Genomic DNA, 24,182 nt, shown 5'->3' on the forward strand with positions numbered 1-24,182 from the left:
CCTCGGCGTGACCCGCCATCACCCTGCAGTGACGCGGAAGTGAGACGCGCCACTGCGGAGTGTGGCCCGAGGGCGAGCTGGACCGGGTGGAGCATCGGCTAGGGTCGGTTCGGGCCTACCATTGGGCTTATCGCACCACCGTCCGTGTCTTCAGTGAGGTCTTTCGTGTCCACCAACACCCCCGCCCCCACCGACAACCCCGCCGTCGGCACCGCCCGCGTCAAGCGCGGCATGGCCGAGCAGCTCAAGGGCGGCGTGATCATGGACGTCGTCGACGCCGAGCAGGCGAAGATCGCCGAGGACGCCGGTGCCGTGGCCGTCATGGCCCTGGAGCGGGTCCCCGCCGACATCCGCAAGGACGGCGGCGTCGCCCGCATGTCCGACCCCGACATGATCGACGGCATCATCAACGCGGTCTCCATCCCGGTCATGGCCAAGTCCCGGATCGGCCACTTCGTCGAGGCCCAGGTGCTGCAGTCGCTCGGCGTCGACTACATCGACGAGTCCGAGGTGCTGACTCCGGCCGACGAGGTCAACCACAGCGACAAGTGGGCCTTCACCACCCCCTTCGTCTGCGGCGCGACCAACCTGGGCGAGGCGCTGCGCCGTATCGCCGAGGGCGCGGCCATGATCCGCTCCAAGGGCGAGGCCGGCACCGGCAACGTGGTCGAGGCGGTCCGCCACATGCGCCAGATCCGCGCCGACATCGGCCGCCTGCGCGCCCTGGACAACAACGAGCTCTACGCCGCCGCCAAGGAGCTCCGCGCCCCGTACGAGCTGGTCAAGGAGGTCGCCGAGCTGGGCAAGCTGCCGGTCGTGCTGTTCTCCGCCGGCGGCGTGGCCACCCCCGCCGACGCCGCGCTGATGATGCAGCTCGGCGCCGAGGGCGTCTTCGTCGGCTCCGGCATCTTCAAGTCCGGCGACCCGGCCAAGCGCGCCGAGGCCATCGTCAAGGCCACCACCTTCTTCGACGACCCGAAGATCATCGCGGACGTCTCCCGCGGCCTGGGCGAGGCCATGGTCGGCATCAACTGCGACACCCTGCCTGACTCCGAGCGCTACGCCAACCGCGGCTGGTAGTTCGTACCGGTGGCTTCGTGCCACTGGTGGGGAGCGCGGCCTCCGGGTCCGCGCTCCCCATTTTCCGTTCCCCGCTGATCAAAGCTCCCCGAAGAGGTTTTTCGCCGTGACCAGTTCTCCCGTTGTCGGTGTTCTCGCGTTGCAGGGTGACGTGCGCGAGCACGCCCTGGCGCTGGCCGAGGCCGACGCGGTCGCGCGGCCTGTCCGCCGCATCGAGGAGTTGGCGGAGATCGACGCCCTGGTCATTCCCGGCGGCGAGTCGACCACCATGTCCAAGCTGGCGCTGATCTTCGGGCTGATGGAGCCGCTGCGGGCCCGGGTCGCCGCGGGGATGCCGGTCTACGGCTCCTGCGCCGGCATGATCATGCTCGCGGACAAGATCCTGGACGGCCGGGACGACCAGGAGAGCGTCGGCGGGATAGACATGACGGTGCGTCGGAACGCGTTCGGGCGGCAGAACGAGTCCTTCGAGCAGTCGATCGACTTCCGTGGCCTGGACGGCGGCCCAGTGCACGGGATCTTCATCCGCGCGCCCTGGGTCGAGTCCGTGGGCGAGGGCGTCGAGGTCCTCGCCGACCTGGGCGACGGGCGTGTCGTGGCGGTACGTCAGGGGAATCTGCTGGCCACGTCGTTCCACCCGGAACTGAGCGGCGACAGCAGAGTGCACGCCTACTTCGTGGACATGGTCCGCGCCGCCGGGTGACCGTCAGGTGACTGCCGGGTGACCGTTGTCACCGATGGCGACGGTAGGATCTCCCTGTTCCATTTCTTTGGTGTTGTGTATGAAGGAGTCACTCGATGTCCGGCCACTCCAAATGGGCTACCACCAAGCACAAGAAGGCCGTCATCGACGCCAAGCGGGGCAAGCTCTTCGCGAAGATGATCAAAAACATCGAGGTCGCGGCCCGCACCGGCGGCGGTGACCCGGCCGGCAACCCGACGCTCTACGACGCCATCCAGAAGGCAAAGAAGAGCTCGGTGCCGATCGACAACATCAACCGCGCCGTCAAGCGCGGTTCCGGTGCCGAGGCCGGTGGCGCGGACTACTCGACCATCATGTACGAGGGCTACGGCCCCAACGGCGTCGCGGTGCTGATCGAGTGCCTCACCGACAACCGCAACCGCGCCGCCTCCGACGTGCGCGTGGCGATGACCCGCAACGGCGGCAACATGGCCGACCCGGGCTCGGTGTCGTACATGTTCACCCGCAAGGGCGTCATCATCGTCCCCAAGGGCGAGAAGCTCGACGAGGACACCGTCCTGGACGCAGTGCTGGACGCCGGCGCCGAGGAGGTCAACGACCTCGGTGACACCTTCGAGGTGCTGAGCGAGGCGACCGACATGGTCGCGGTCCGCACCGCGCTGCAGGCCGCCGGGATCGACTACGACTCGGCCGACGCCAGCTTCGTGCCCAGCGTCCAGGTCGAGCTGGACGCCGACGGCGCCCGCAAGATCTTCAAGCTGATCGACGCGCTGGAGGACAGCGACGACGTCCAGAACGTCTTCGCCAACTTCGACATCTCGGACGAGGTCGGCGCGGAGCTCGACGCCGAGTAGGCGACACGCCCCACCGCTGCCCGGCACCCCTGCGGGTGCCGGGCAGCGGCATGTCCGGGGCCGCGTTGTCGGACCCGACCGATAGCCTCACCACAGACATCAGTTCCATGAGGGAGAGGCGGAGCCACGTGCGGGTACTGGGGGTGGACCCAGGCTTGACCAGGTGCGGCGTCGGCGTGGTCGACGGCGCGTCCGGCCGCCCGCTGCGCATGGTCGCCTGCGGGGTCGTGCGCACCCCCGCGGACGTCGACGTCGCGCACCGGCTGCTGCAGATCGAACAGGGACTGGAGCTGTGGTTCGAGGAGCACCGCCCGGACCTGGTCGCGGTCGAACGGGTCTTCGCCCAGCACAACGTCCGCACCGTCATGGGCACCGCGCAGGCGAGTGCCGTCGCCATGCTCTGCGCCACCCGGCGCGGGATACCCGTCGCGCTGCACACGCCGAGTGAGGTCAAGGCGGCCGTGACCGGCAGCGGACGGGCCGACAAGGCGCAGGTCGGCGCCATGGTCACCCGGCTGCTCCGGCTGGACGCGCCCCCCAAGCCCGCCGACGCCGCGGACGCGCTGGCGCTGGCCATCTGCCACATCTGGCGCGGCGCAGCCACCGACCGGATCGCCGCCGCGGTCGCCCGTACGACCTCAGCAAGGGAGCTCCGACTGTGATCGCCTTCGTCAGTGGCCCGGTGGCCGCCCTCGCCCCCGGCTCCGCCGTCATCGAGGTCGGCGGCGTGGGCATGCTGGTCCAGTGCGCCCCGGCGACGCTCGCCCCGCTGCGGATCGGCGAGCCCGTCAGGCTGGCCACCTCGCTGGTCGTCCGCGAGGACTCGCTGACGCTCTACGGCTTCGCCAACGACGACGAGCGCCAGACCTTCGAACTACTGCAGACCGCGAGCGGGATCGGCCCCAAGGTCGCCCAGGCCATGCTCGCGGTGCACCGCCCCGACGCGCTGCGGGTCGCCGTCCAGCGCGGTGACGCCAAGGCGCTGACCGCCGTCCCCGGGATCGGGCCCAAGGGGGCGCAGAAACTGCTGATCGAGCTCAAGGACCGCCTGGGCGCGCCCACCGGATCCGTCCCCGCCCAGCAGCATGTGCGTGCCGCCGGGCCCGCGCCCTGGTCGGACCAGCTGCACGCGGCCCTGGTCGGCCTGGGCTTCGCCCCGCGCGAGGCCGAGGACGCCGTCGTCGCCGTCACCCCGGAGGCTGAAGCCCAGGAGAGACCGGATATCTCCGCGCTGCTGCGGAGCGCCCTGCGCAGCCGCAACCGCGCCCGCTGAGCCGCCGTCCACTGCCTGTTGTCCGCCGCCTGTTGACCCGCCGTCACACCTCGCTGCCGTCCCACCACCGCTGCCGTCTCACCACCGCTGCCGTCACACCACCGCTGCCGTCACACCACCGCTGGAGTCGCCGCCCATGAGCCCTCAGGACGAGTCCGTACACCCCGCCGACCGGCTGGTCACCTCCGCCGCCGACGGCGAGGACCGGGCTGTCGAGGCGGCGCTGCGTCCCAAGGACCTGGACGAGTTCATCGGCCAGGAGCGGGTCCGCGAGCAGCTCTCGCTGGTGCTGCAGGCCGCCCGGCACCGTTCGGCCACTCCGGACCACGTCCTGCTCAGCGGCCCGCCCGGACTGGGCAAGACCACCCTGTCCATGATCATCGCAGCGGAGATGAACGCCCCGATCCGGATCACCTCCGGCCCGGCGATCCAGCACGCCGGCGACCTGGCCGCGATCCTCTCCTCGCTCGCCGAGGGCGAGGTGCTGTTCCTCGACGAGATCCACCGGATGTCGCGGCCCGCCGAGGAGATGCTCTACATGGCCATGGAGGACTTCCGGGTCGACGTCATCGTTGGCAAGGGCCCCGGTGCCACCGCGATCCCGCTGGAGCTGCCGCCGTTCACCCTGGTCGGCGCCACGACCCGGGCCGGGCTGCTGCCGCCGCCGCTGCGCGACCGCTTCGGCTTCACCGGCCACATGGAGTTCTACGCGCCGGCGGAGCTGGAGCGGGTGATCCACCGATCCGCCCGGCTGCTCGACGTCCGGATCGACACGGCGAGTGCCGCCGAGATCGCCGGGCGTTCGCGCGGCACGCCCCGTATCGCCAACCGTCTGCTGCGCCGTGTTCGCGACTTCGCCCAGGTCAGACACGACGGGGTGATCACCCAGGAGATCGCAGCCGCCGCCCTGGCGGTGTACGAGGTGGACGCGCGCGGGCTCGACCGGCTCGATCGCGCCGTGCTGCACGCCCTGCTGAAACTCTTCGGCGGCGGTCCGGTCGGTCTCTCCACGCTCGCCGTCGCTGTGGGGGAGGAGAGCGAGACGGTGGAGGAGGTCGCCGAGCCCTTCCTGGTCCGCGAGGGCCTGCTCGCCCGCACCCCGCGCGGCCGGATCGCCACCGCCGCCGCCTGGCAGCACCTCGGCCTCACTCCGCCGCACGCCCCCCTCCCCGCCCAGCAGGAGCTGTTCGGACCCGGCGCGCAGACCCCCGCCGCACCCGCATCGGAGGGCTGAACGAACGGCTGAACGGACACGGACATGCCCAGAGACTCGCTATCGTCGGAACCGGGATGCGATGCTTGACGTTGTCCGTCCAAGGAGTGTCCCTTAGACTCCGCCGTTGCCGCCCCTATCAGGGTGGACCGCCACCAGATGACCGGCCGCTTCCCTTGCGGCCTCGCAAAGGACCTGTCAGTCGTGAATCCCTCTCTCCTCCTCATCATGGTCGTCATGTTCGGGGCCATGTTCATGATGACCCGCTCTGCGAAGAAGAAGCAGGCGCAGGCCGCCGATATGCGCAACAAGATGGAGCCCGGCTCCGGCGTCCGCACCATCGGCGGTATGTACGCCCTGGTCAAGGCCGTCAACGACGACTCCGTCGAGCTGGAGGTCGCCCCCGGCGTCCACGCCATCTACGCGAAGAACGCCATCGCGGTCGTGATGGACGGCGTCGAGTACAACCGCATCGTCCACGGCGACAGCCCTGAGGACGACGAGCTTGAGCTCGACGGCGAGGCGTCCGCCGTGTCGGCCGAGGCCGTGCCGGCCGACCAGGCCGAGGCCCCCATCGTGCTCGACAAGACCGCCGCTGCGGACAAGCCCGCGGACACGGTCGTGGTTGAGACCGAGGAGAAGATCGACACTGCGGAGCCCGCCGCAGACAAGGGCGTCACCGCCAAGTAGCCTGCCCACAACGGCAGACTTCCCCGGAGCCGCTGGCTCCGGACGGCTCCACAGGATCGCTGCGTCGTGATCGCGCCGCCCCCTGCCCGCCGACCCCCGGCGGCGGTGGCGCGACCCACCCACGGCATGGACAGAGAGAATCGAGAAGGTGGCATCACCCAAATCCCGTCCGCGTGACGGATACCCGGGGCGTGCGCTGAGCCTGATCCTGGTGACGGTGGTGGCCCTGGTGGCCATCATGTTCGCCACCGGGAACACCAAGCCGCGCCTTGGCATCGACCTCGCCGGCGGCTCGAGCGTCACCCTCAAGGCACAGGCCCCGGTGGGCAACCCCGGTGCGGTCAACTCGACCAGCATGAACGAGGCCGTCTCGATTCTGCAGCAGCGAGTCAACGCCTTCGGTGTGTCCGAGGCGACGGTGCAGACCCAGGGCAGCGACACGATCATCGTGACGATCCCCAAGGGCACCAACTCGCAGCAGATCGCCGACGAGATCGGCAAGACCGCGCTGCTGTACTTCCGGCCGGTCCTCGCCGAGGCACCCTCCGGGGTCGCCGTCACCCCGACCCCCTCGACCTCTTCCACCGCCAAGGCGTCAGGCTCGCCGAGCGCGACGGCGCCCTCCGGGTCTGCCTCGGCCTCCGCGAAGCCGTCCGCGAGCAAGACCCAGGGCGATGCAGTGACCCAGGCCCTCAAGGCCCCCACGCCCCTTGCAACCGCCAAGGCGTCCTCGTCGGCGAACCCGTCCAGTAGTGCGGCGTCCAGCGCCGCGCTGACCAGCGGAACGGTGCCCGCGGACCTCACCGCACCGTTCAACAACCTGGACTGCTCGCAGCCGACGCAGCGGTCCAAGGACTACCAGACGGCCACCACCGCCAATGCGATTGCCTGTTCCTCGACGGCGATCGGCGGGGTGTACTACAAGTACGCGCTGGGACCGGTGTCCGTTCCCGGCACCAACATCAGCAGCGCCTCGGCGGGTGTCAGCCAGCAGACCGGCGCCTGGCAGGTCAACCTGAGCTTCAACTCCCAGGGCACCACGCAGTTCACCAACACCACGGGGACGCTGGCGACCAAGACGTCGCCGCAGAACCAGTTCGCGATCGTTCTGGACGGCACGGTGCAGTCCTCGCCGTCCGTCGCGGCGGCCATCCCCGGCGGCCAGGCACAGATCACCGGTAGCTTCACCCAGCAGGAGGCCACCGGCCTCGCCAACGTGCTGAACTTCGGCGCGCTGCCGCTGACCTTCCAGCAGCAGGACTTCACGACGGTCTCGCCCGAGCTCGGCGGCAGCCAGCTCACCGCAGGCCTGGTGTCCGGCGCCATCGGTCTCGCGCTGGTGATCCTCTACTCGCTGCTCTACTACCGCGGCCTCGGCCTGGTGGCCATCGCAGGCCTCGCCGTCTCCGCCGCGCTGACGTACGCGATCATGTCGCTGCTCGGTGGGACGATCGGGTTCGCTCTGAACCTGCCGGCCATCTGTGGCGCGATCGTGGCCATCGGTATCACCGCGGACTCCTTCGTCGTCTACTTCGAACGGATCCGCGACGAGCTCCGCACCGGTACCTCGCTCCGCCCCTCCGTGCAACGGGCCTGGCCCAAGGCCCGGCGCACCATCCTGGTCGCGGACTTCGTGTCCTTCCTGGCTGCGGCGGTGCTGTACTTCTTCACCGTCGGCAAGGTCCAGGGCTTCGCGTTCACGCTGGGTCTCACCACCCTGCTGGACGTCGTGGTGATCTTCCTCTTCACCAAGCCGCTGATCTCGCTCCTGGCCCGACGCAAGTTCTTCTCGGACGGCCACCCCATGTCCGGGCTCGACCCGTCGCGCCTGGGCATTCGTCCGCCGCTTCGAGGCGGCCGCCGTCGTCCCGCCGAGACCAAGGAGGCATGACCAGATGTCACGCTTCGGCAATATCGGCCACCGGCTCTTCACCGGTGAGGTCAGCATCGACTTCGTCGGCCGCCGCAAGCTCTGGGTCGCCATCTCCGGCGTCATCCTGCTCGCGGCCGTCGTCGGCCTGGGAGTGCGCGGCCTGAATCTGGGCATCGAGTTCAAGGGCGGCGAGATCTACACGATCTCCAAGCCCGGACTGACGATCAGCCAGGCGCAGACCCTCGCGCACGACATCACCGGGGACAGCAACTCGGTGGTGCAGTCGGCGACCAGCAGCGCGGGTCAGCAGATCACGATCCAGATCAACGCGTCGGAGAACGTGTCGGTCGCCAAGGCCACCAGCGAGATCACCTCCCAGCTGGGCATCTCCCACACGCAGATCAGCACCCAGTCGATCGGCGCCAGCTGGGGCAAGGACATCAGCAAGAAGGCCCTCTACGGCCTGATCGCCTTCATGGTGCTGGTGACCCTCTACCTCGCCGTCGCGTTCGAGTGGCGACTCGCCGTCGCCGCCCTGGTCGCGCTCATCCACGACCTCGTCATCACCATCGGCGTGTACGCGCTGATGGGCTTCACGGTCACCTCGGGTACGGTGATCGGCTTCCTGACCGTCCTCGGCTACTCGCTGTACGACACCGTCGTCGTCTTCGACGGCCTCAAGGACGCCACCAAGAAGCTCACCACCCAGACCAAGCTGACCTACAGCGACGCGGCCAACCGCTCGCTGAACGGCACCCTGGTCCGCTCGATCAACACCACCATCCTGGCGCTCCTCCCGGTCGCCGCGCTTCTGTTCATCGGCGGCGGGCTGCTGGGTGCGGGCACGCTGAACGACATCTCGCTCGCGCTGTTCGTCGGCCTGAGCGCCGGTGCCTACTCCTCGATCTGCGTCGCCACTCCGCTGGTGGCCTGGCTCAAGGAGAAGCAGCCCGAGTACCAGGCCCTCGCCAAGCGGGTCGCGCAGCGCCGTGCCTCCGACGCGAAGGCCGAGGCCGAGGGTCGTGCCGTGTCCTCGGACGACCCCGACGGCGGGGCGGGCGACTCCGACGACCCGCAGGACAACGTCCCGGTCGGCAGCGGCAGTGGCAGCGGAGTGCGGCGCCAGCCCACCAACCGCAGCCGCAGCGACCGTCGCACCTCCGGCAAGCGGAAGTAGGGAAACCGGCGTGAGTACCGACGATCTGGCCGCGCTGCTGGCTGCCCGGATCCGCGACGTCCCGGACTACCCCAAGCCCGGAGTGGTCTTCAAGGACATCGCCCCGTTGCTGGCCGACGCCGAGGGCTTCGGCGCCCTCGTCGACCACCTGGCGGAGCGGGCCAAGGCCCTGGGCGCGACCAAGATCGTCGGACTCGAGGCCCGCGGGTTCATCCTCGCGGCCCCGGCCGCGTACGCCGCAGGAGCGGGGTTCGTCCCGGTCCGCAAGGAGGGCAAGCTCCCCGGAGCCTGCCACCGCCAGGCGTACGAGCTGGAGTACGGCTCCGCGGTGATAGAGGTCCAGTGCGACGCCTTTGTTCCCGGTGAGCGGGTCCTGGTCGTCGACGACGTGCTCGCCACCGGCGGCACCGTGGAGGCGTCCCTCGACCTGGTGCGCCGGGCCGGCGCCGAGCTCGCGGGCGTGGTCGTGCTGATGGAGCTCGGCTTCCTCGGCGGCCGCGCACGCCTCGCCGCGCACCTGGGCGACGCTCCGCTGGAAGCGGTCATCGCGGTCTGACCGCCACTCGAGAACAAACGCGCGAAAGCACGCGTGAAAGCACAGCCTGGGGCGGGTCACCGGAACGTACTGTGGCCCGCCCCAGGCGTCCCGGAGAACGACTGTCGTTGCCGCTCGGTACCATGGAGTACTCGCCGTGTTTGAAGCCTCGGCGATTCGCGCCTTTAGGAGTGCACTTGCCGGAAGAGGTCGTGCCCACCACTGCCGACGCGCAGGACGCCGTCCCCGCCGCGGAGCCGGCGAAGGGGCCGCGCCCGGGCACGGCCGCGCCCGCCCGCCCCACTCCTGTGCCGCCCGCCTCAGTGGCCGCCAGGGCCGCCGCGCACGCCCCGATGGCACTCCGCCCCACCGCGGCCTCGCCCAGCCGGGTACGGGCCCGCCTCGCCCGTCTCGGCGGCCAGCGCGGCAGCACGCTCAACCCGGTGCTCGAACCGCTCTTCCGGATCGTCCGGGGCAACGACCCCAAGGCCGACCTGGTCACCCTGGAGCGGGCCTACCAGATCGCGGAGCGCTGGCACCGCGGCCAGAAGCGCAAGAGCGGCGACCCGTACATCACGCACCCCCTCGCGGTCGCCACCATCCTTGCCGAGCTCGGCATGGACACCCCGACCCTGATGGCCGGGCTGCTGCACGACACCGTCGAGGACACCGACTACGGCCTGGAGACGCTCCGCCGTGACTTCGGCGACACCGTCGCCATGCTGGTCGATGGCGTGACCAAGCTCGACAAGGTCAAGTTCGGCGAGGCCGCGCAGGCCGAGACGGTCCGCAAGATGGTCGTCGCCATGGCCAAGGACCCGCGCGTCCTGGTCATCAAGCTCGCCGACCGCCTGCACAACATGCGCACCATGCGCTACCTCAAGCGGGAGAAGCAGGAGAAGAAGGCCCGCGAGACGCTGGAGATCTACGCCCCGCTGGCGCACCGGCTCGGCATGAACACCATCAAGTGGGAGCTGGAGGACCTGGCCTTCGCGATCCTCTACCCCAAGATGTACGACGAGATCGTCCGCCTGGTCGCCGAGCGCGCCCCCAAGCGCGACGAGTACCTGACCACGGTCACCGACCAGGTCATGGGCGACCTGCGGGCCGCCCGTATCAAGGCCACCGTCACCGGCCGGCCCAAGCACTACTACAGCGTCTACCAGAAGATGATCGTGCGCGGCCGCGACTTCGCCGAGATCTACGACCTGGTGGGCATCCGGGTCCTGGTCGACTCCGTCCGCGACTGCTACGCGGCGCTGGGCACCATCCACGCGCGGTGGAACCCGGTGCCGGGGCGGTTCAAGGACTACATCGCGATGCCCAAGTTCAACATGTACCAGTCGCTGCACACCACGGTCATCGGCCCCGGCGGCAAGCCGGTCGAGCTGCAGATCCGTACCTTCGACATGCACCGCCGCGCCGAGTACGGCATCGCCGCGCACTGGAAGTACAAGCAGCAGGCCGTCGCTGGCACCTCCAAGGTCCGCACCGACACCCCCACCGGCAAGGGCGCCAAAGCCGACACCGTCAACGAGATGGCCTGGCTGCGCCAACTCCTCGACTGGCAGAAGGAGACCGAGGACCCCAGCGAGTTCCTGGAGTCGCTGCGCTTCGATCTGTCCAACAACGAGGTCTTCGTCTTCACGCCGAAGGGCGACGTGATAGCGCTGCCCGCCGGGGCCACCCCCGTCGACTTCGCCTACGCCGTCCACACCGAGGTCGGCCACCGGACCATAGGCGCGCGCGTCAACGGCCGCCTGGTGCCGCTGGAGAGCACGCTGGACAACGGCGACCTGGTCGAGGTGTTCACCTCCAAGGCTGCCAACGCCGCGCCGTCCCGCGACTGGCTCGGCTTCGTCAAGTCCCCACGCGCCCGCAACAAGATCCGCGCCTGGTTCTCCAAGGAGCGCCGCGAGGAGGCCATCGAGCAGGGCAAGGAGGCCATCACCCGGGCCATGCGCAAGCAGGGCCTGCCGCTGCAGCGCATCCTCACCGGCGACTCGCTGGTCACCCTGGCCCACGAGATGCGCTACCCCGACATCTCCTCCCTCTACGCCGCCATCGGCGAGGGCCATGTCTCCGCGCAGACCATCGTGCAGAAGCTGGTCCAGGCCCTAGGCGGCGAGGAGGGGGCCACCGAGGACATCGCGGAGACCACTACCCCGTCCCCGGCCAGCGGACGCCGCAACCGCCGCGCGGCGGCCGACCCCGGCGTCGTGGTCAAGGGCATCTCCGACGTCTGGGTCAAGCTCTCCCGCTGCTGCACGCCCGTCCCCGGCGACCCCATCGTCGGCTTCATCACCCGGGGCAACGGCGTCTCGGTCCACCGCGCCGACTGCGTCAACGTCGACTCGCTGGCGCAGCAGCAGGAGCGCATGGTCGATGTCGAGTGGGCGCCGACCCAGTCCTCGGTCTTCCTGGTCGCCATCCAGGTCGAGGCGCTGGACCGGTCCCGGCTGCTCTCGGACGTCACCCGGGTGCTGTCCGACCAGCACGTCAACATCCTGTCGGCGGCGGTGCAGACCTCCCGCGACCGGGTCGCGATGAGCCGCTTCACCTTCGAGATGGGCGACCCCAAGCACCTCGGCCACGTCCTCAAGGCCGTCCGTGGCGTGGAGGGCGTGTACGACGTCTACCGGGTCACCTCCGCCAGGCAGCAGCGGTAGCGAGCGCACCGGCTCGGCTCGTGCGAGAGGCCCTCACCCCCAGGGGGGTGAGGGCCTCTCGCACGTCATACGCCGGCAGGCTCTAGCCGCCGAACTCCTGCAGACCCTTGAGGGCCTGGTCGAGCAGCTCGCGGCGGCCCGCCAGCTCGGTTTCGAGCTTGGCCACGCGGGAGTTGTCGCCCTTCGCCCGCGCTGCCTCGATCTGCTTCTCCAGCTTGTCCACGGCCGCCTGCAGCAGGCCCGTCATCCCCTGCGCACGCGCGCGGGCCTCCGGGTTGCTGCGCTGCCACTCGGCCTCCTCGGCCTCCCGGATCGCCCGGTCGACGGTGTGCAGCCGGGCCTCCAGCTTGGGCCGGGCGTCGCGCGGCACGTGGCCGATCTCCTCCCAGCGCTCGCTGATCGAGCGGTAGGACGCCTTGACGGCCTTGAGGTCCCCGATCGGAAGCAGCGCCTCCGCCTCGACCAGCAGGGCCTCCTTGAGCTTCTGGTTCTCCTTCTCCTCGGCGTCACGCTCGTCGAACACCGCCGAACGCGCCTGGAAGAACACGTCCTGCGCGCCCCGGAAGCGGGTCCACAGCTCGTCCTCGGCCTCGCGCTGGGCGCGGCCTGCCGCCTTCCACTCCGCCATCAGCTCGCGGTAACGCGCCGCGGTGGCGCCCCAGTCCGTGGAGCCGGACAGCGACTCGGCCTCCTTGGCCAGCTTCTCCTTGTGCTGCCTGGCCTCGTCGCGCTGCTGGTCCAGCGTCGCGAAGTGGGCCTTGCGGCGCTTGGAGAAGGTCGACCGGGCGTGCGAGAAGCGGTGCCAGAGCTCGTCGTCGGACTTGCGGTCGAGCCGGGGCAGGCCCTTCCAGGTGTCCACCAGGGCGCGCAGCCGGTCCCCGGCCTCCCGCCACTGGGTCGACTCGGCGAGCTGCTCGGCCTCGGCGACCAGGGCCTCCTTGGCGACCTTGGCCTCGTCCTGGGCCTTGGCGCGCGCGGCCTTGCGCTCCTCGCGACGGCTCTCGACCTCGCCGACCAGCGCCTCCAGGCGCTTCGCCAGCACGTCCAGGTCACCGACCGCATGGCCCTCGGTCACCTGCGCCTGCAGGTGCTCGATCGCGGTCATCGCGTCCTTCGCGGCCAGGTCCGTCGTGCGGACCCGGCGCTCCAGCAGTCCGATCTCGACCGCGATTCCCTCGTACTTCCGGGTGAAGTAGGCAAGTGCCTCGTCGGGGGAACCTGCCTGCCACGAGCCGACGACACGCTCGCCCTCGGCCGTCCGCACGTAGACGGTCCCCTCGTCGTCGACACGGCCCCACGGGTCGCTGGTCACAGCGCCTCCTCCATATGGTGGCCCTCCGCCAGGAGGCAAGGGCCACCGTCCACAGTTCGATGTCCGGCCGAGCTCAGAGTCGCCGCCGGGTCAAGGCACCCTACAAGACGCCAACATAGGCGACCGGCCCCGGTGCTGTCCGTATCCCGGCGGCGAAAACTGCCCCGCGCGCCGCCGGTCCGGTATCGGCCCCGGCCGGGTCCGCCTCAGCCCTTCGCGGTGGTGACCGAGTTCATCACGACGCTCTGCAGTGGAGCCCCGTCCCCGGTTCCGTTGGCGTTGTTGGTGCCGGCCGCCGCCACCCGCTGCAGGATGTCCAGGCCGCCGGTGATGGTGCCGAACGGGGTGTAGCTGGCCGGCAACTGGCTGTCCTTGTAGACCAGGAAGAACTGGCTGCCCCCGGTGTGGGCCTGGCCGGTGTTCGCCATCGCCACGGTCCCGGCCGGGTAGGTGCCGCCCTTGAGCGCGGTGTCCTTCAGGTTCTCGTCCGGGATGGTGTAACCGGGGCCGCCGGAGCCCGAACCGGTCGGGTCGCCGCACTGCAGCACCGACAGCCCGCCGGTGGTCAGCCGGTGGCACTTCACATGGTCGAAGAAGTGCTGTCCGGCCAGGAAGACGAAGGAGTTGACCGTGTGCGGAGCGTTGGCCGCGTCCAGCTTCAGCGTCACCGGGCCGCAGTTGGTGTCGAGGGTCGCCGTGTACGACGCCTTGGTGTCGATGGACATCGCCGGCTCGGCCTTCCACTGCTTGCTCCCCGGCGTTCCCGCCGCAGCCGTGGTGCAGCCCTGCACGTGCACCGCGGCCGCGCTGGCCGTGGCCTTCGGCGAGGCCGAAGACGCGGCCACCGGCTTCGTCTTGGAACCCGACCCGCTCAGCGCCCACGCCCCGCCGGCGACGCCCGCCACGGCGACCACCGCGACGCCTACTACCGCCGTCCGCTTTCGCGCCCGAACCACCGACTGAGCGCGCTTCTCCGCCTGGCGCTGGTACTTCAGCCGCTCCAGTTCCCGACGCCGCTTCTCCTTGTCCTTGGGGAGAGGCTTGCTGGGCTTGTCGTTGGGTGCCACCGACCGTCACTCCTTCACGTACGCCACACCTCGGCGGTGGGGATCTTCGTACCCGTTGGCCGCTCAGTGTAGGGAGGGAATCTGAAAGCCGAAGGGCAACCCCGCCACTACGCGCCCCGCCGGTAACGGGTTCGCGATCGTCCCCGCCCCGCCGGTAGGCTGCCTGCAGTCTTCCTTCGCCGCTACAACCGCCTCCGACGTGCAAAGGACCAACGTGTTCATCGCCGGTTTCCCCGCAGGGGCCTGGGGCACCAACTGCTACCTGGTCGCCCCCGCCTCCGGCGAGGAATGTGTGATCGTCGACCCGGGGCACGAGGCCACCGCCGGGGTCGAGGAGGCCGTCCGCGAGCACGGCCTCAAGCCGGTCGCCGTCGTCCTCACGCACGGGCACATCGACCACGTCGCCTCGGTCATGCCGATCTGCGGCGCACGCGGCATCCCGGCCTGGATCCACCCCGAGGACCGTTACATGCTCGCCGACCCCGAGAAGGCGCTCGGCCGCTCGCTCGGCGCGCAGTTGATGGGCGAGCTCACCGTCGGCGAGCCCGACGACCTGCGCATCCTCACCGACGGCAGCGTCCTCGACCTCGCCGGTCTGCGGCTCACCGTGGACCACGCACCCGGCCATACCGGGGGGTCGGTGACCTTCAGGACCCCCGCCGCTCCGGACCTCCCCCCGGTGCTCTTCTCGGGTGACCTGCTCTTCGCCGGCTCCGTAGGACGAACCGATCTACCCGGAGGCGACCACGACGCCCTCCTGAAGTCGCTGGCCCGCGTGTGCCTGCCGCTCCAGGACGAGACCGTGGTGCTCTCCGGCCACGGCCCCCAGACCACCATCGGCCGCGAACGCGCCGGCAACCCGTACCTGCGCCAGGTCGCGGGCGTGACGACCGAGCCCGGCGCACCGCGCCGGGGACTCTGATTGAGACGAGACGTGAGTAGCTCCTTCCAGGCCCCCAAGGGGACCTACGACATCCTGCCCGCGGAGTCCGCCACGGTGCTTGCCGTGCGCGAGGCGATCGCCGCCCCGCTGCGCCGCGCGGGCTACGGGTACATCGAGACACCGGTCTTCGAGGACATCAACCTGTTCTCCCGAGGTGTCGGCGAGTCCACCGACATCGTGAGCAAGGAGATGTTCACCCTCACGACCCTCGGCGGCGACGAACTCGCGCTGCGCCCCGAGGCGACGGCCTCGGTGCTGCGGGCCACTCTTGAGGCCAATCTGCACCGGATCGGCAACCTGCCGGTCAAACTCTGGTACTCCGGCTCGCAGTACCGCTACGAGAAGCCGCAGAAGGGCCGCTACCGCCAGTTCTGGCAGGTCGGCGCGGAGGCCATCGGCGCCGAGGACCCGGCGCTGGACGCCGAGTTGATCATCCTGGCCTCCGATGCCTACCGCTCCCTCGGCCTGCGCAACTTCCGCATCCTGCTCAACAGCCTCGGCGACAGGCAGTGCCGACCGGTCTACCGCGCCGCCCTGCAGGAGTTCCTGCACGGCCTCGACCTGGACGCCGACACGGTCCGGCGCGCCGAGATCAACCCGCTGCGGGTGCTCGACGACAAGCGCCCCGACGTCCAGAAGCAGCTCGTCGGCGCGCCCATGCTGGTGGACTACCTGTGCGAGGACTGCAAGGCGTACCACGAGCAGGTCCGCGAGATCCTGACCGCCTCCGGCGTCGCCTTCGAGGATGACCTCAAGCTGGTCCGGGGTCTCGACTACTACACCCGTACCACCTTCGAGTTCGTGCACGACGGCCTCGGCGCGCAGTCGGCCGTCGGCGGCGGCGGGCGTTACGACGGGCTGTCCGAGATGATCGGCGGACCCGCGCTGCCCTCCGTCGGCTGGGCGCTGGGTGTGGACCGAACCGTTCTGGCGCTGGAGGCCGAAGGCATCGAGCTGCCGGCACCGCGCAGCAGTGACGTCTTCGCCGTTCCGCTTGGCGAGCAGGCCCGCAGCGTGCTCTTCGGCGTGGTCACCGAACTCCGCCGCGACGGCGTCAGCGCCGACTTCGCGTACGGCGGCAAGGGACTCAAGGCGGCCATGAAGGCCGCGGACCGCTCCGGCGCGCGCTTCGCGCTGGTCGCCGGGGAGCGGGATCTCGCCGAAGGCCTGGTGCAGCTCAAGGACCTCACCACCGGTGACCAGACCCCGGTCGCCCTGGACGCTCTCGTCACCACCCTCAAGGAGAAGCTCAAGTGATCCGCAGCCATGAAGCCGGCACGCTCCGCCCGGAGCACGCCGGCACCACCGTGACCCTCGCAGGCTGGGTCGCCCGCCGCCGCGACCACGGCGGTGTCGCCTTCATCGATCTGCGCGACGCCTCCGGCACCGTCCAGGTCGTGGTGCGCGACCTGGACTCGGTGCACGGCCTGCGCTCCGAGTGGTGCGTCAAGATCGTCGGTGAGGTCCGGCTCCGCCCCGAGGGCAACGAGAACACGGAGATCCCGACCGGCGCGGTCGAGGTCGTCGTCCACGAGCTCACGGTCCTCTCGGAGTCCGCCGCGCTGCCGTTCCAGGTCGCCGAGTACGAGCCGGGTTCGGTCAACGAGGAAGTCCGCCTCCGCTACCGCTACCTCGACCTGCGCCGTGAGGGCCCGGCGAAGGCGCTGCGGCTGCGCTCCAGGGCCACCCACATCATCCGCACGGTGATGGAGGAGAACGACTACCTCGACATCGAGACGCCGTACCTGACCCGCTCCACCCCCGAGGGCGCCCGCGACTTCCTGGTCCCGGTCCGGCTCCAGCCCGGCCACTGGTACGCGTTGCCGCAGTCGCCGCAGCTGTTCAAGCAGTTGCTGATGGTCGCGGGCATGGAGCGTTACTACCAGATCGCGCGCTGCTTCCGCGACGAGGACTTCCGCGCCGACCGCCAGCCGGAGTTCACCCAGCTCGACATCGAGGCGTCGTTCGTCGACCAGGAGGACATCCTGGCGCTGGGCGAGAAGATCGTCGCCCGGATCTGGAGCGAGGTGCACGGCCACGAGGTGCAGCTTCCGCTGCCGCGCCTCACCTACGCCCAGGCGATGGCCCGCTACGGCTCGGACAAGCCCGACGTCCGCTTCGAAAACGAGCTCACCGACCTCACCGAATACTTCGCGGGCACGGAGTTCCGCGTCTTCCAGGCCCCGTACGTCGGTGCGGTCGTCATGCCCGGCGGCGCCTCGCAGCCGCGCAAGCAGCTCGACGCCTGGCAGGACTGGGCGAAGGCGCGCGGCGCGCGCGGCCTCGCCTACGTCCTGGTGGACGAGGAGACCGGCGAGCTGCGCGGCCCTGTCGCCAAGAACCTGTCCGCCGAGCACCTGGCCGGTCTTGCCGCCGCCGTCGGCGCCAAGCCGGGCGACGCGGTCTTCTTCGCCGCGGGCAGGAAGACGGAGTCCCAGGAACTGCTCGGCGCGGCCCGCCTGGAGATCGGCCGCCGCTGCGACCTGATCGACGAGTCCGCGTGGGCCTTCCTGTGGGTCGTCGACTTCCCGATGTTTGAGCACCTGTGGGACGACAAGGGCGAGCACATCGGCTGGCACGCGGTCCACCACCCCTTCACCGCGCCCACCGCCGAGTCGATGGACACCTTCGACAAGGACCCGGGCAACGCCCTCTCCAACGCCTACGACCTGGTGCTCAACGGCTCCGAGATCGGCGGCGGCTCGATCCGTATCCACCAGAAGGACGTCCAGAAGCGTGCCTTCGACGCGATCGGGCTCTCCGAGGAGGAGGCGCAGTCGCAGTTCGGCTTCCTGCTGAACGCCTTCGACTTCGGCCCCCCGCCGCACGGCGGCATCGCCCTGGGCCTCGACCGCCTGGTGGCGCTGCTGGGCGGCTACGACACCATCCGTGACGTCATGGCCTTCCCGAAGACCTCCACCGGCGGCGACCCCCTGACCGGGGCCCCGACGCCGATCACCGCGCAGCAGCGCAAGGAGGCCGGTGTGGACGCGCAGCCACGATCGAGCGAGCAGGCGAAGTCGGAGCAGCAAGAAGAGAACTGACGCGGTATCGAGGTCCGGGGCAGCGCCTGTGCGGCGCGGCCCCGGACCTTGCGCATGTAGCTCGTCCGTAGCTCGTCCGTACTCGTCCTTAGCGGCTCCGGCTACAGCCGTGCCAGGTAGCCGTTGGTGACCAGCCACAGCACGTTCAGCCGGGACGGGGAGCCCGCGACCAGCGTGGAGTCCAGCTGGTACTGCCAGCCGTACCCGGGCTGGCCGAACCAGGGGGCGATCGGGCCAGCGTCCACGGTGAAGGGCTTGACGACCCGGTAGTCGTGGTAGTTGCAGCTCGCGGCGGGCGTGCTGTCGAGGCTGGACGGCGGGATGGACCGGGCGGCGTAGGGGAGTCCCTCGGGCGCGAGGAACGAGCCGTACTCGCTGCCGAACCGGTCAATGTCCTGACCGGGGGTCAGCGTCTGCGTGGTCTCGATCGGTTGGCCGTCCGGAGCGATGACGTAGCCGTTGTCCGGCGGGTAGATCCAGCCGGGCGAGCCGGAGTTGGCGGTCGGGCTGTAGTACTGGGACAGCAACTGGGCGTCGGTCAGGCGGCCGGAGCGGTGGTAGCCGAGCAGCTCGAATCCCACCCGTCCGAACCTCGGTAGCTCCGCCGGGCCGAGCCGGGAGTCGTTGTCGACGTAGGCGGCCGAGCACTGGTCCGGAGGGGTGGCGGTAGGTGTGGCCGCGACCGCTGTGGCGTTGCCCGTGACGAACAGGGCGGCGACTGCGAGGAGCGTGGCCGTGAACCGTCGGATCCGCATGGTCCTCCTTGGCTGTGGTGCGCTACGTGACTGGTCGTGTGCGTACGGTGACCATCCAAGTGGGCGTGGCTGTGCCCCGTCAACAACGCCCTCTCGACGGAGGGGTCGTGTCGCATAGGGTCGGGGACGTGGAACCCGACCTCTTCACCGCCGCCGCCGAGGAACGCCAGGCCAGGGAGCCGGAGCGGTCCCCGCTCGCGGTCCGGATGCGTCCGCGCACGCTGGACGAGGTGGCGGGCCAGCGGCGGCTGTTGGGGGAGGGATCGCCGCTGCGGCGGCTGGTCGCTAGCGAGGGCGGGCCCGCGGCGACCTCCTCGGTGATCCTCTGGGGCCCGCCGGGGACCGGGAAGACCACCCTCGCGTATGTGATCAGCCAGGCCACGGATCGGCGCTTCGTCGAGCTGTCGGCGATCACCGCGGGAGTGAAGGAGGTCCGGACGGTCATCGAGTCCGCGCGGCGCGAGATGGGCGGGTCGGGGCGGGAGACGACGCTCTTCCTGGACGAGATCCACCGCTTCTCCAAGGCGCAGCAGGACTCGCTGCTCCCTGCGGTGGAGAACCGCTGGATCACGCTGATCGCGGCGACGACGGAGAACCCGTACTTCTCGGTGATCTCGCCGCTGCTGTCCCGGTCGCTGCTGCTGACCCTGGAGTCGCTGACCGACGAGGACGTCAGGGAGCTGCTGCACCGCGCCGTGGGTGACGAGCGCGGCCTCGCCGGGGCGGTGACGCTGGCGGACGAGGCCGAGGACCACCTGGTACGGATCGCCGGTGGGGACGCGCGCAAGGCGCTGACGGCGCTCGAGGCGGCCGCCGGTACGGCGCTCGCGCTGGGCGGGACCGAGGTGCTGCTGGAGACGGTCGAGCAGGCCGTCGACAAGGCGGCGGTCCGCTACGACCGGGACGGCGACCAGCACTACGACGTGGCGAGCGCGCTGATCAAGTCGATCCGGGGGAGCGACGTCGACGCGGCGCTGCACTACCTGGCGCGGATGATCGAGGCCGGCGAGGACCCGAGGTTCATCGCCCGGCGGCTGATGATCTCGGCGAGCGAGGACATCGGTCTCGCCGACCCCAACGCGCTGCCGATCGCCGTCGCCGCCGCGCAGGCGGTGGCGATGATCGGCTTTCCCGAGGCCGCGCTGACGCTGTCGCACGCGGTGATCGCGCTGGCGCTCGCGCCCAAGTCCAACGCGGCGACGGTGGCGATCGGAGAGGCGATCGCGGACGTGCGGAAAGGGCTGGCGGGCCCGGTGCCGGCGCATCTGCGCGACGGGCACTACGCGGGCGCGAAGAAGCTGGGGCACGCCCAGGGCTACCAGTACCCGCACGACCTGCCGGAGGGCATCGCCGCGCAGCAGTACGCGCCGGACGCGGTGCACGGGCGCACGTACTACCGCCCGACCCGGCACGGCGCGGAGGCGCGCTACGCGGACATCGCCGAGTGGGTGCGGGCGAAGCTGAACGGGCAGTAGCCCCGTAGCAGGCGCAGGCGCAGGCGCGGGCGCTGGCGCTGGCGCGGGCTGGTGGGACGGGCAGGTGGCCGTGGTCGGTAGTGCTGCCTGGGGTCCGATACACTTGCCCGAAGCGAGACGCCCCGTGCCCAGGTGCAGACCTGTGCGTCACCAGCGGGACGTCATACAGGGAGCCCTCCGCTCGCGGGGGTGCCTCCAGGAGCGTCGCGCACCTTCGGGTGTCGCGTGCAGCCCACCACCTTCCCGGCGGTGGGCCTGTCGTGTGCTGCACATTGTGCCCGGTTCCGGAGAACGGCTGATCACCACGCCTTGCGTGCGGTGGTTTCCCCGGACCGCGAGAAGCGACCTCCTTCAACAGTGGTGAGCCAGTCGCACAGTGAGAAGAGGTTTGGTTCATGACGAACCAGAAGCGCCCCAAGGTCAAGATTGCCCGTGCTCTGGGCATTCCGCTGACCCCGAAGTCCGTCAAGTACTTCGAGGCCCGCCCGTACCCGCCCGGCCAGCACGGCCGTGGCCGCAAGCAGAACTCGGACTACAAGGTCCGTCTGGTCGAGAAGCAGCGTCTGCGTGCGCAGTACGACCTGAGCGAGACCCAGATGGCCCGCGCGTTCGACCGTGCCCGCAAGGTCGAGGGCAAGACCGGTGAGGCGCTGATCAGCGAGCTGGAGACCCGTCTGGACTCTCTGGTGCTGCGTTCGGGCATTGCCCGCACCATCTACCAGGCTCGCCAGATGGTCGTCCACGGCCACATCGAGGTCAACGGTGGCAAGGTGAACCGTCCCTCGTACCAGCTCAAGCCCGGCTTCGTGGTGACGGTCCGCGAGCGTTCCAAGGAGAAGACCCCCTTCCTGGTCGCCCGTGAGGGTGGCAACGCGGGCGAGGGTCAGACCCCGAAGTACCTCGAGGTCAACCTGAAGGCCCTGGCCTTCCGCCTGGACCGTGCGCCGCAGCGCCGTGAGGTCCCGGTCATCTGCGACGAGCAGCTCGTCGTCGAGTACTACTCGCGCTGACCCGCGAGTGGTATCTGCACCACGCTGAACGCACTGTGCCCCCTGCAGCCTCCGGCCGCAGGGGGCACAGTGCGTTCAGGCTCCGGCGGACGCCGTGGTGCGCGGCTCGGCAGGCGTGGGGCAGGGGCCGGGCGGTCCGCCGTCCGGCGGGCCGCCGTCGGCCGGCCCGGCGCCGTGCAGGGCACGGGTGACGGCCGCGTCCAGGTCCAGCAGGGTGCCGAGCCGGAACGATTCCGCAGCGTCCTGCTCGCTCAGCCCTGCCAGGACCCGCACCTTGCACTCCGCGTGCGCCGCGTTGAAGCTGCGCGAACCGAACAGCGGGATGCCGACCTTCTGCCAGATGCCGTGCGCCGCGCCCTGCAACAGCCGGGCCTCCCGCAGATCCACGGGGCGGCCGTCGTCCTCGTCCGGCTCGGTCGAGAGCAGCGCCAGCACCTCCAGACCCAGCACCACCCCCACCAGGTCACGGAAGACGTGGTTCAGCCGCACGCTCTCGCGGGCGTGTGCGCGCGAGGCACGCAGATTGCCCCCCAGCCACTCCGAGTAAGCGACCGCGAACAGGCCGTACGCGTACGCCCACTGCTCGCCGAACTCCTCGCACACCTCTCTGACCTTGGACATCCAGACCTCGCCGCCGGCCGTGTCGCCCTGGAAGATCATCGCGAGACCCAGCTCGAACATCGCCATGACCACGTTGCTGTTGAGCTCGCCGAGCTTGTCGTAGTGCCACAGCGCCTCCTCGAACAGCTCGGCGGCGCGCGGCAGGTCGTCCCCGATCAGCGCCGCGCAGCCCTGCCGGTGCACCGCGTACGCGAGCGCCCGGTCGTCGCCGGTCTCCAGGGCCTGGCGGTGGCACTCCTCCAGCGCGGGGCGGGCCCGGACCAGGTCGCCCTGCAGGGTCGCCATGTAGCCGGTGACCCACAGCGCCTTGGCCCGGGCCTCGGTGGGTTCGCCGGACAGCGCCAACGCCCGGTCCAACCAGTGCCGGCCCTCGCTGAGGTGCCCGCAACCGACCCAGAAGTACCAGAGCGTGCCCGCCAGGAAGAGCGCGAGCTGTTCCTCGCCGGGCTCGGTGAGGCAGTAGTCCAATGCGGTGCGGAGGTTGGCGTGCGCCTGGTGGGTCCGGTCGCTGGTCTGGGCCTGGCGGGCGCTGAACCACTCGATCTCGCCCCAGGTGGCCAGCCCCAGGTACCAGTCGCGGTGGCGGCGGCGCAGCAGATGCTCCGCCCCGGCCTCGCGGAGCCAGCGGGCGCCGTACTCGCGCAGGGTGTCCAGCATCCGGTAGCGACCGCCCTGCTGCGGGACGCGCAGGTCGTCGGGGTCGCCCTCGCGCAGCACGATGGACTTGGCGACGAGCTCGGAGAGCACGTCGAGCACCTCGTCGGCGCGCAGCCCGTCGCCCGAGCAGACGTACTCCGCGGCGTCCAGGTCGAAGCCTCCGGCGAAGACCGAGATCCTGGCCCACAGCAGCCGCTCGGCGGAGGTGCACAGCTCGTGGCTCCAGCCGATGGCCGTACGCAGCGTCTGATGCCGGGGGAGCGCGGTGCGGGCACCGCCGGTGAGGATCCGGAAGCGGTCGTCCAGACGTTCGCTGATCTGCTCGAGCGAGAGGACCCGCAGCCGGCCGGCGGCGAGTTCCAGGGCCAGCGGGATGCCGTCGAGGCGGCGGCACAGGGCGGTCACGGCCGCTTCGTTGGCAGGGGTGAGGCGGAAGCCCGGTACGACGGCGGCGGCCCGCTGGACGAAGAGCTCGACGGCCGCCGCGGTCGGGCTGTCCGCCGGCAGCGGGGGGACCGGGAGCAGGTGCTCGCCGGGCACCCCCAGCGGCTGCCGACTGGTCGCGAGGACCCGCAGCCCGGGCGCGGCGGCGAGCAGGCGGGCGACCAGCGCCGAGCAGGAGTCCACCAGGTGCTCGCAGCCGTCGAGGACGAGCAGCAGGTCACGTCCCCGCAGATGCTCGACCAGGACGTCGGCGGGCGGGCGGGCGGTGCCGTCGGTGAGCCGCAGCGCCTCGGCGACGGCGTGGCACAGCAGCCCGGGGTCGCTGACGAGGGAGCACTCGACCACCCAGGCGCCGCCCTTGGAGGAGGGATCGGCCAGTGCCGCGGCCCGGAGCGCGAGCCGGCTCTTGCCGACCCCGCCGGGGCCGACCACGGTGACCAGCCGGGTCAGGGTCAACAGCCGCCGGGCCTCGGCGAGTTCGTCGGAGCGGCCGAGGAAGGACGTAGTCTCGGCGGGGAGGTTCCCGGCGGCGCCAGTGCGGGGGCTCCCGCCGGTGCTGGTGGTGCCGGTGGTGGGGCTGCTGCTGGTGGGGCCGGTGGTCAAAGCTTCCCCCTTCGGGCGTGCTGAGGGCGCTCCCCGATCGGGCTAACGAGCCGGCCGCGCAGAAGGTTACGACCCGGGGGAGCGATAGGGCGCGCGCCCGAGCCCTATCGCTCCCCCAGGCCGTAACGCGTACCCGGACCAGGCGCGGCGGTGGGAATGCGGTCGGGGAAGCAGGGCGTGGCGC

At 70.5% G+C, this 24,182-nt stretch carries 20 protein-coding genes; 16 read left to right on the forward strand and 4 right to left on the reverse strand.

All coding sequences use genetic code 11. The features are described from left to right. The first annotated feature begins 165 nt into the window (after nt 1-165). The 11 genes from pdxS to ABIA33_RS09550 all read left to right on the forward strand — a co-directional run bounded on the left by pdxS (nt 166) and on the right by ABIA33_RS09550 (nt 12,067). The gene (gene pdxS / locus ABIA33_RS09500) at nt 166-1,080 is read left to right on the forward strand and encodes a pyridoxal 5'-phosphate synthase lyase subunit PdxS (protein WP_370079233.1); all 915 of its coding nucleotides are present in this window, start codon (nt 166-168) and stop codon (nt 1,078-1,080) included. A 106-nt stretch (nt 1,081-1,186) separates the two neighbouring features. Beyond that, nucleotides 1,187-1,783: a pyridoxal 5'-phosphate synthase glutaminase subunit PdxT gene (gene pdxT / locus ABIA33_RS09505; protein ID WP_370079235.1), complete on the forward strand. Its 597-nt coding sequence runs from the start codon at nt 1,187-1,189 to the stop codon at nt 1,781-1,783. Between the two features lie 95 nt (nt 1,784-1,878). After that, nucleotides 1,879-2,637, forward strand: coding sequence for a YebC/PmpR family DNA-binding transcriptional regulator (locus tag ABIA33_RS09510; RefSeq protein WP_370079237.1), 759 nt, complete (start codon nt 1,879-1,881; stop codon nt 2,635-2,637). 128 nt (nt 2,638-2,765) lie between these two features. Next, nucleotides 2,766-3,299 (forward strand): crossover junction endodeoxyribonuclease RuvC, encoded by a 534-nt coding sequence (gene ruvC / locus ABIA33_RS09515; protein ID WP_370079779.1) that lies wholly within the window; start codon nt 2,766-2,768, stop codon nt 3,297-3,299. After that, a complete protein-coding gene (gene ruvA, locus ABIA33_RS09520; RefSeq protein ID WP_370079239.1) occupies nt 3,296-3,910 on the forward strand; it encodes a Holliday junction branch migration protein RuvA in 615 nt (204 codons plus the stop codon). The genes ruvC and ruvA overlap by 4 nt, the downstream gene beginning before the upstream one ends. Before the next feature lie 136 nt (nt 3,911-4,046). Next, entirely contained in the window at nt 4,047-5,144 is a 1,098-nt protein-coding gene (ruvB, locus tag ABIA33_RS09525; RefSeq protein ID WP_370079241.1) for a Holliday junction branch migration DNA helicase RuvB, read from the forward strand. Nucleotides 5,145-5,351: 207 nt separating this feature from the next. Continuing rightward, on the forward strand, nt 5,352-5,813 hold the full coding sequence (yajC, locus tag ABIA33_RS09530) for a preprotein translocase subunit YajC (protein ID WP_370079781.1): 462 nt from the start codon (nt 5,352-5,354) through the stop codon (nt 5,811-5,813). Between the two features lie 148 nt (nt 5,814-5,961). Continuing rightward, nucleotides 5,962-7,704 (forward strand): protein translocase subunit SecD, encoded by a 1,743-nt coding sequence (gene secD / locus ABIA33_RS09535; protein WP_370079243.1) that lies wholly within the window; start codon nt 5,962-5,964, stop codon nt 7,702-7,704. Between the two features lie 4 nt (nt 7,705-7,708). Continuing rightward, entirely contained in the window at nt 7,709-8,863 is a 1,155-nt protein-coding gene (gene secF, locus ABIA33_RS09540; RefSeq protein WP_370079245.1) for a protein translocase subunit SecF, read from the forward strand. 10 nt (nt 8,864-8,873) lie between these two features. Next, nucleotides 8,874-9,419 (forward strand): adenine phosphoribosyltransferase, encoded by a 546-nt coding sequence (locus ABIA33_RS09545; RefSeq protein WP_370079247.1) that lies wholly within the window; start codon nt 8,874-8,876, stop codon nt 9,417-9,419. Nucleotides 9,420-9,541: 122 nt separating this feature from the next. After that, entirely contained in the window at nt 9,542-12,067 is a 2,526-nt protein-coding gene (locus ABIA33_RS09550; protein WP_370079249.1) for a bifunctional (p)ppGpp synthetase/guanosine-3',5'-bis(diphosphate) 3'-pyrophosphohydrolase, read from the forward strand. Between the two features lie 82 nt (nt 12,068-12,149). Here ABIA33_RS09550 and ABIA33_RS09555 read toward each other — a convergent pair whose 3' ends face one another. Next, entirely contained in the window at nt 12,150-13,379 is a 1,230-nt protein-coding gene (locus ABIA33_RS09555; RefSeq protein ID WP_370079251.1) for a DUF349 domain-containing protein, read from the reverse strand. Nucleotides 13,380-13,585: 206 nt separating this feature from the next. Further along, nucleotides 13,586-14,446 (reverse strand): peptidylprolyl isomerase, encoded by an 861-nt coding sequence (locus tag ABIA33_RS09560; protein WP_370079253.1) that lies wholly within the window; start codon nt 14,444-14,446, stop codon nt 13,586-13,588. Nucleotides 14,447-14,660: 214 nt separating this feature from the next. Here ABIA33_RS09560 and ABIA33_RS09565 point away from each other — a divergent pair, with 214 nt between their 5' ends. Genes ABIA33_RS09565 through aspS form a run of 3 tightly spaced genes read left to right on the forward strand, consistent with a single transcriptional unit; the run spans nt 14,661 to nt 18,433 of the window. Next, nucleotides 14,661-15,368 (forward strand): MBL fold metallo-hydrolase, encoded by a 708-nt coding sequence (locus ABIA33_RS09565; RefSeq protein WP_370079783.1) that lies wholly within the window; start codon nt 14,661-14,663, stop codon nt 15,366-15,368. A 12-nt stretch (nt 15,369-15,380) separates the two neighbouring features. Beyond that, a complete protein-coding gene (hisS, locus tag ABIA33_RS09570; protein WP_370079255.1) occupies nt 15,381-16,646 on the forward strand; it encodes a histidine--tRNA ligase in 1,266 nt (421 codons plus the stop codon). Next, entirely contained in the window at nt 16,643-18,433 is a 1,791-nt protein-coding gene (gene aspS / locus ABIA33_RS09575) for an aspartate--tRNA ligase (RefSeq protein ID WP_370079257.1), read from the forward strand. The genes hisS and aspS overlap by 4 nt, the downstream gene beginning before the upstream one ends. A 101-nt stretch (nt 18,434-18,534) precedes the next feature. On the opposite strand, the gene ABIA33_RS09580 is transcribed toward aspS, so the two are convergent. Then, complete coding sequence (locus tag ABIA33_RS09580; RefSeq protein ID WP_370079259.1) at nt 18,535-19,188, reverse strand: TNT domain-containing protein; 654 nt, start codon at nt 19,186-19,188, stop codon at nt 18,535-18,537. A 128-nt stretch (nt 19,189-19,316) separates the two neighbouring features. On the opposite strand from ABIA33_RS09580, the gene ABIA33_RS09585 reads away from it, so the two are divergent. Continuing rightward, nucleotides 19,317-20,663, forward strand: a complete 1,347-nt coding sequence (locus ABIA33_RS09585; protein ID WP_370079261.1) for a replication-associated recombination protein A — start codon at nt 19,317-19,319, stop codon at nt 20,661-20,663. Between the two features lie 395 nt (nt 20,664-21,058). Further along, entirely contained in the window at nt 21,059-21,673 is a 615-nt protein-coding gene (rpsD, locus tag ABIA33_RS09590) for a 30S ribosomal protein S4 (RefSeq protein ID WP_370079263.1), read from the forward strand. Between the two features lie 75 nt (nt 21,674-21,748). On the opposite strand, the gene ABIA33_RS09595 is transcribed toward rpsD, so the two are convergent. Beyond that, entirely contained in the window at nt 21,749-23,998 is a 2,250-nt protein-coding gene (locus tag ABIA33_RS09595) for a regulator (protein ID WP_370079265.1), read from the reverse strand. Nucleotides 23,999-24,182 lie beyond the last annotated feature (184 nt).

Source organism: Streptacidiphilus sp. MAP12-16 (assembly GCF_041262165.1).
GTDB lineage: Bacteria > Actinomycetota > Actinomycetes > Streptomycetales > Streptomycetaceae > Streptacidiphilus.

Bases quoted from the DNA above. Each gene is read 5' to 3' on its own strand.
- yajC (WP_370079781.1), top strand. From the start codon at position 5,352: ATGGTCGTCATGTTCGGGGCCATGTTCATGATGACCCGCTCTGCGAAG.
- secF (WP_370079245.1), top strand. From the start codon at position 7,709: ATGTCACGCTTCGGCAATATCGGCCACCGGCTCTTCACCGGTGAGGTC.
- ABIA33_RS09550 (WP_370079249.1), top strand. From the start codon at position 9,542: ATGGAGTACTCGCCGTGTTTGAAGCCTCGGCGATTCGCGCCTTTAGGA.
- ruvB (WP_370079241.1), top strand. From the start codon at position 4,047: ATGAGCCCTCAGGACGAGTCCGTACACCCCGCCGACCGGCTGGTCACC.
- rpsD (WP_370079263.1), top strand. From the start codon at position 21,059: ATGACGAACCAGAAGCGCCCCAAGGTCAAGATTGCCCGTGCTCTGGGC.
- ABIA33_RS09510 (WP_370079237.1), top strand. From the start codon at position 1,879: ATGTCCGGCCACTCCAAATGGGCTACCACCAAGCACAAGAAGGCCGTC.
- ABIA33_RS09580 (WP_370079259.1), bottom strand. From the start codon at position 19,188: ATGCGGATCCGACGGTTCACGGCCACGCTCCTCGCAGTCGCCGCCCTG.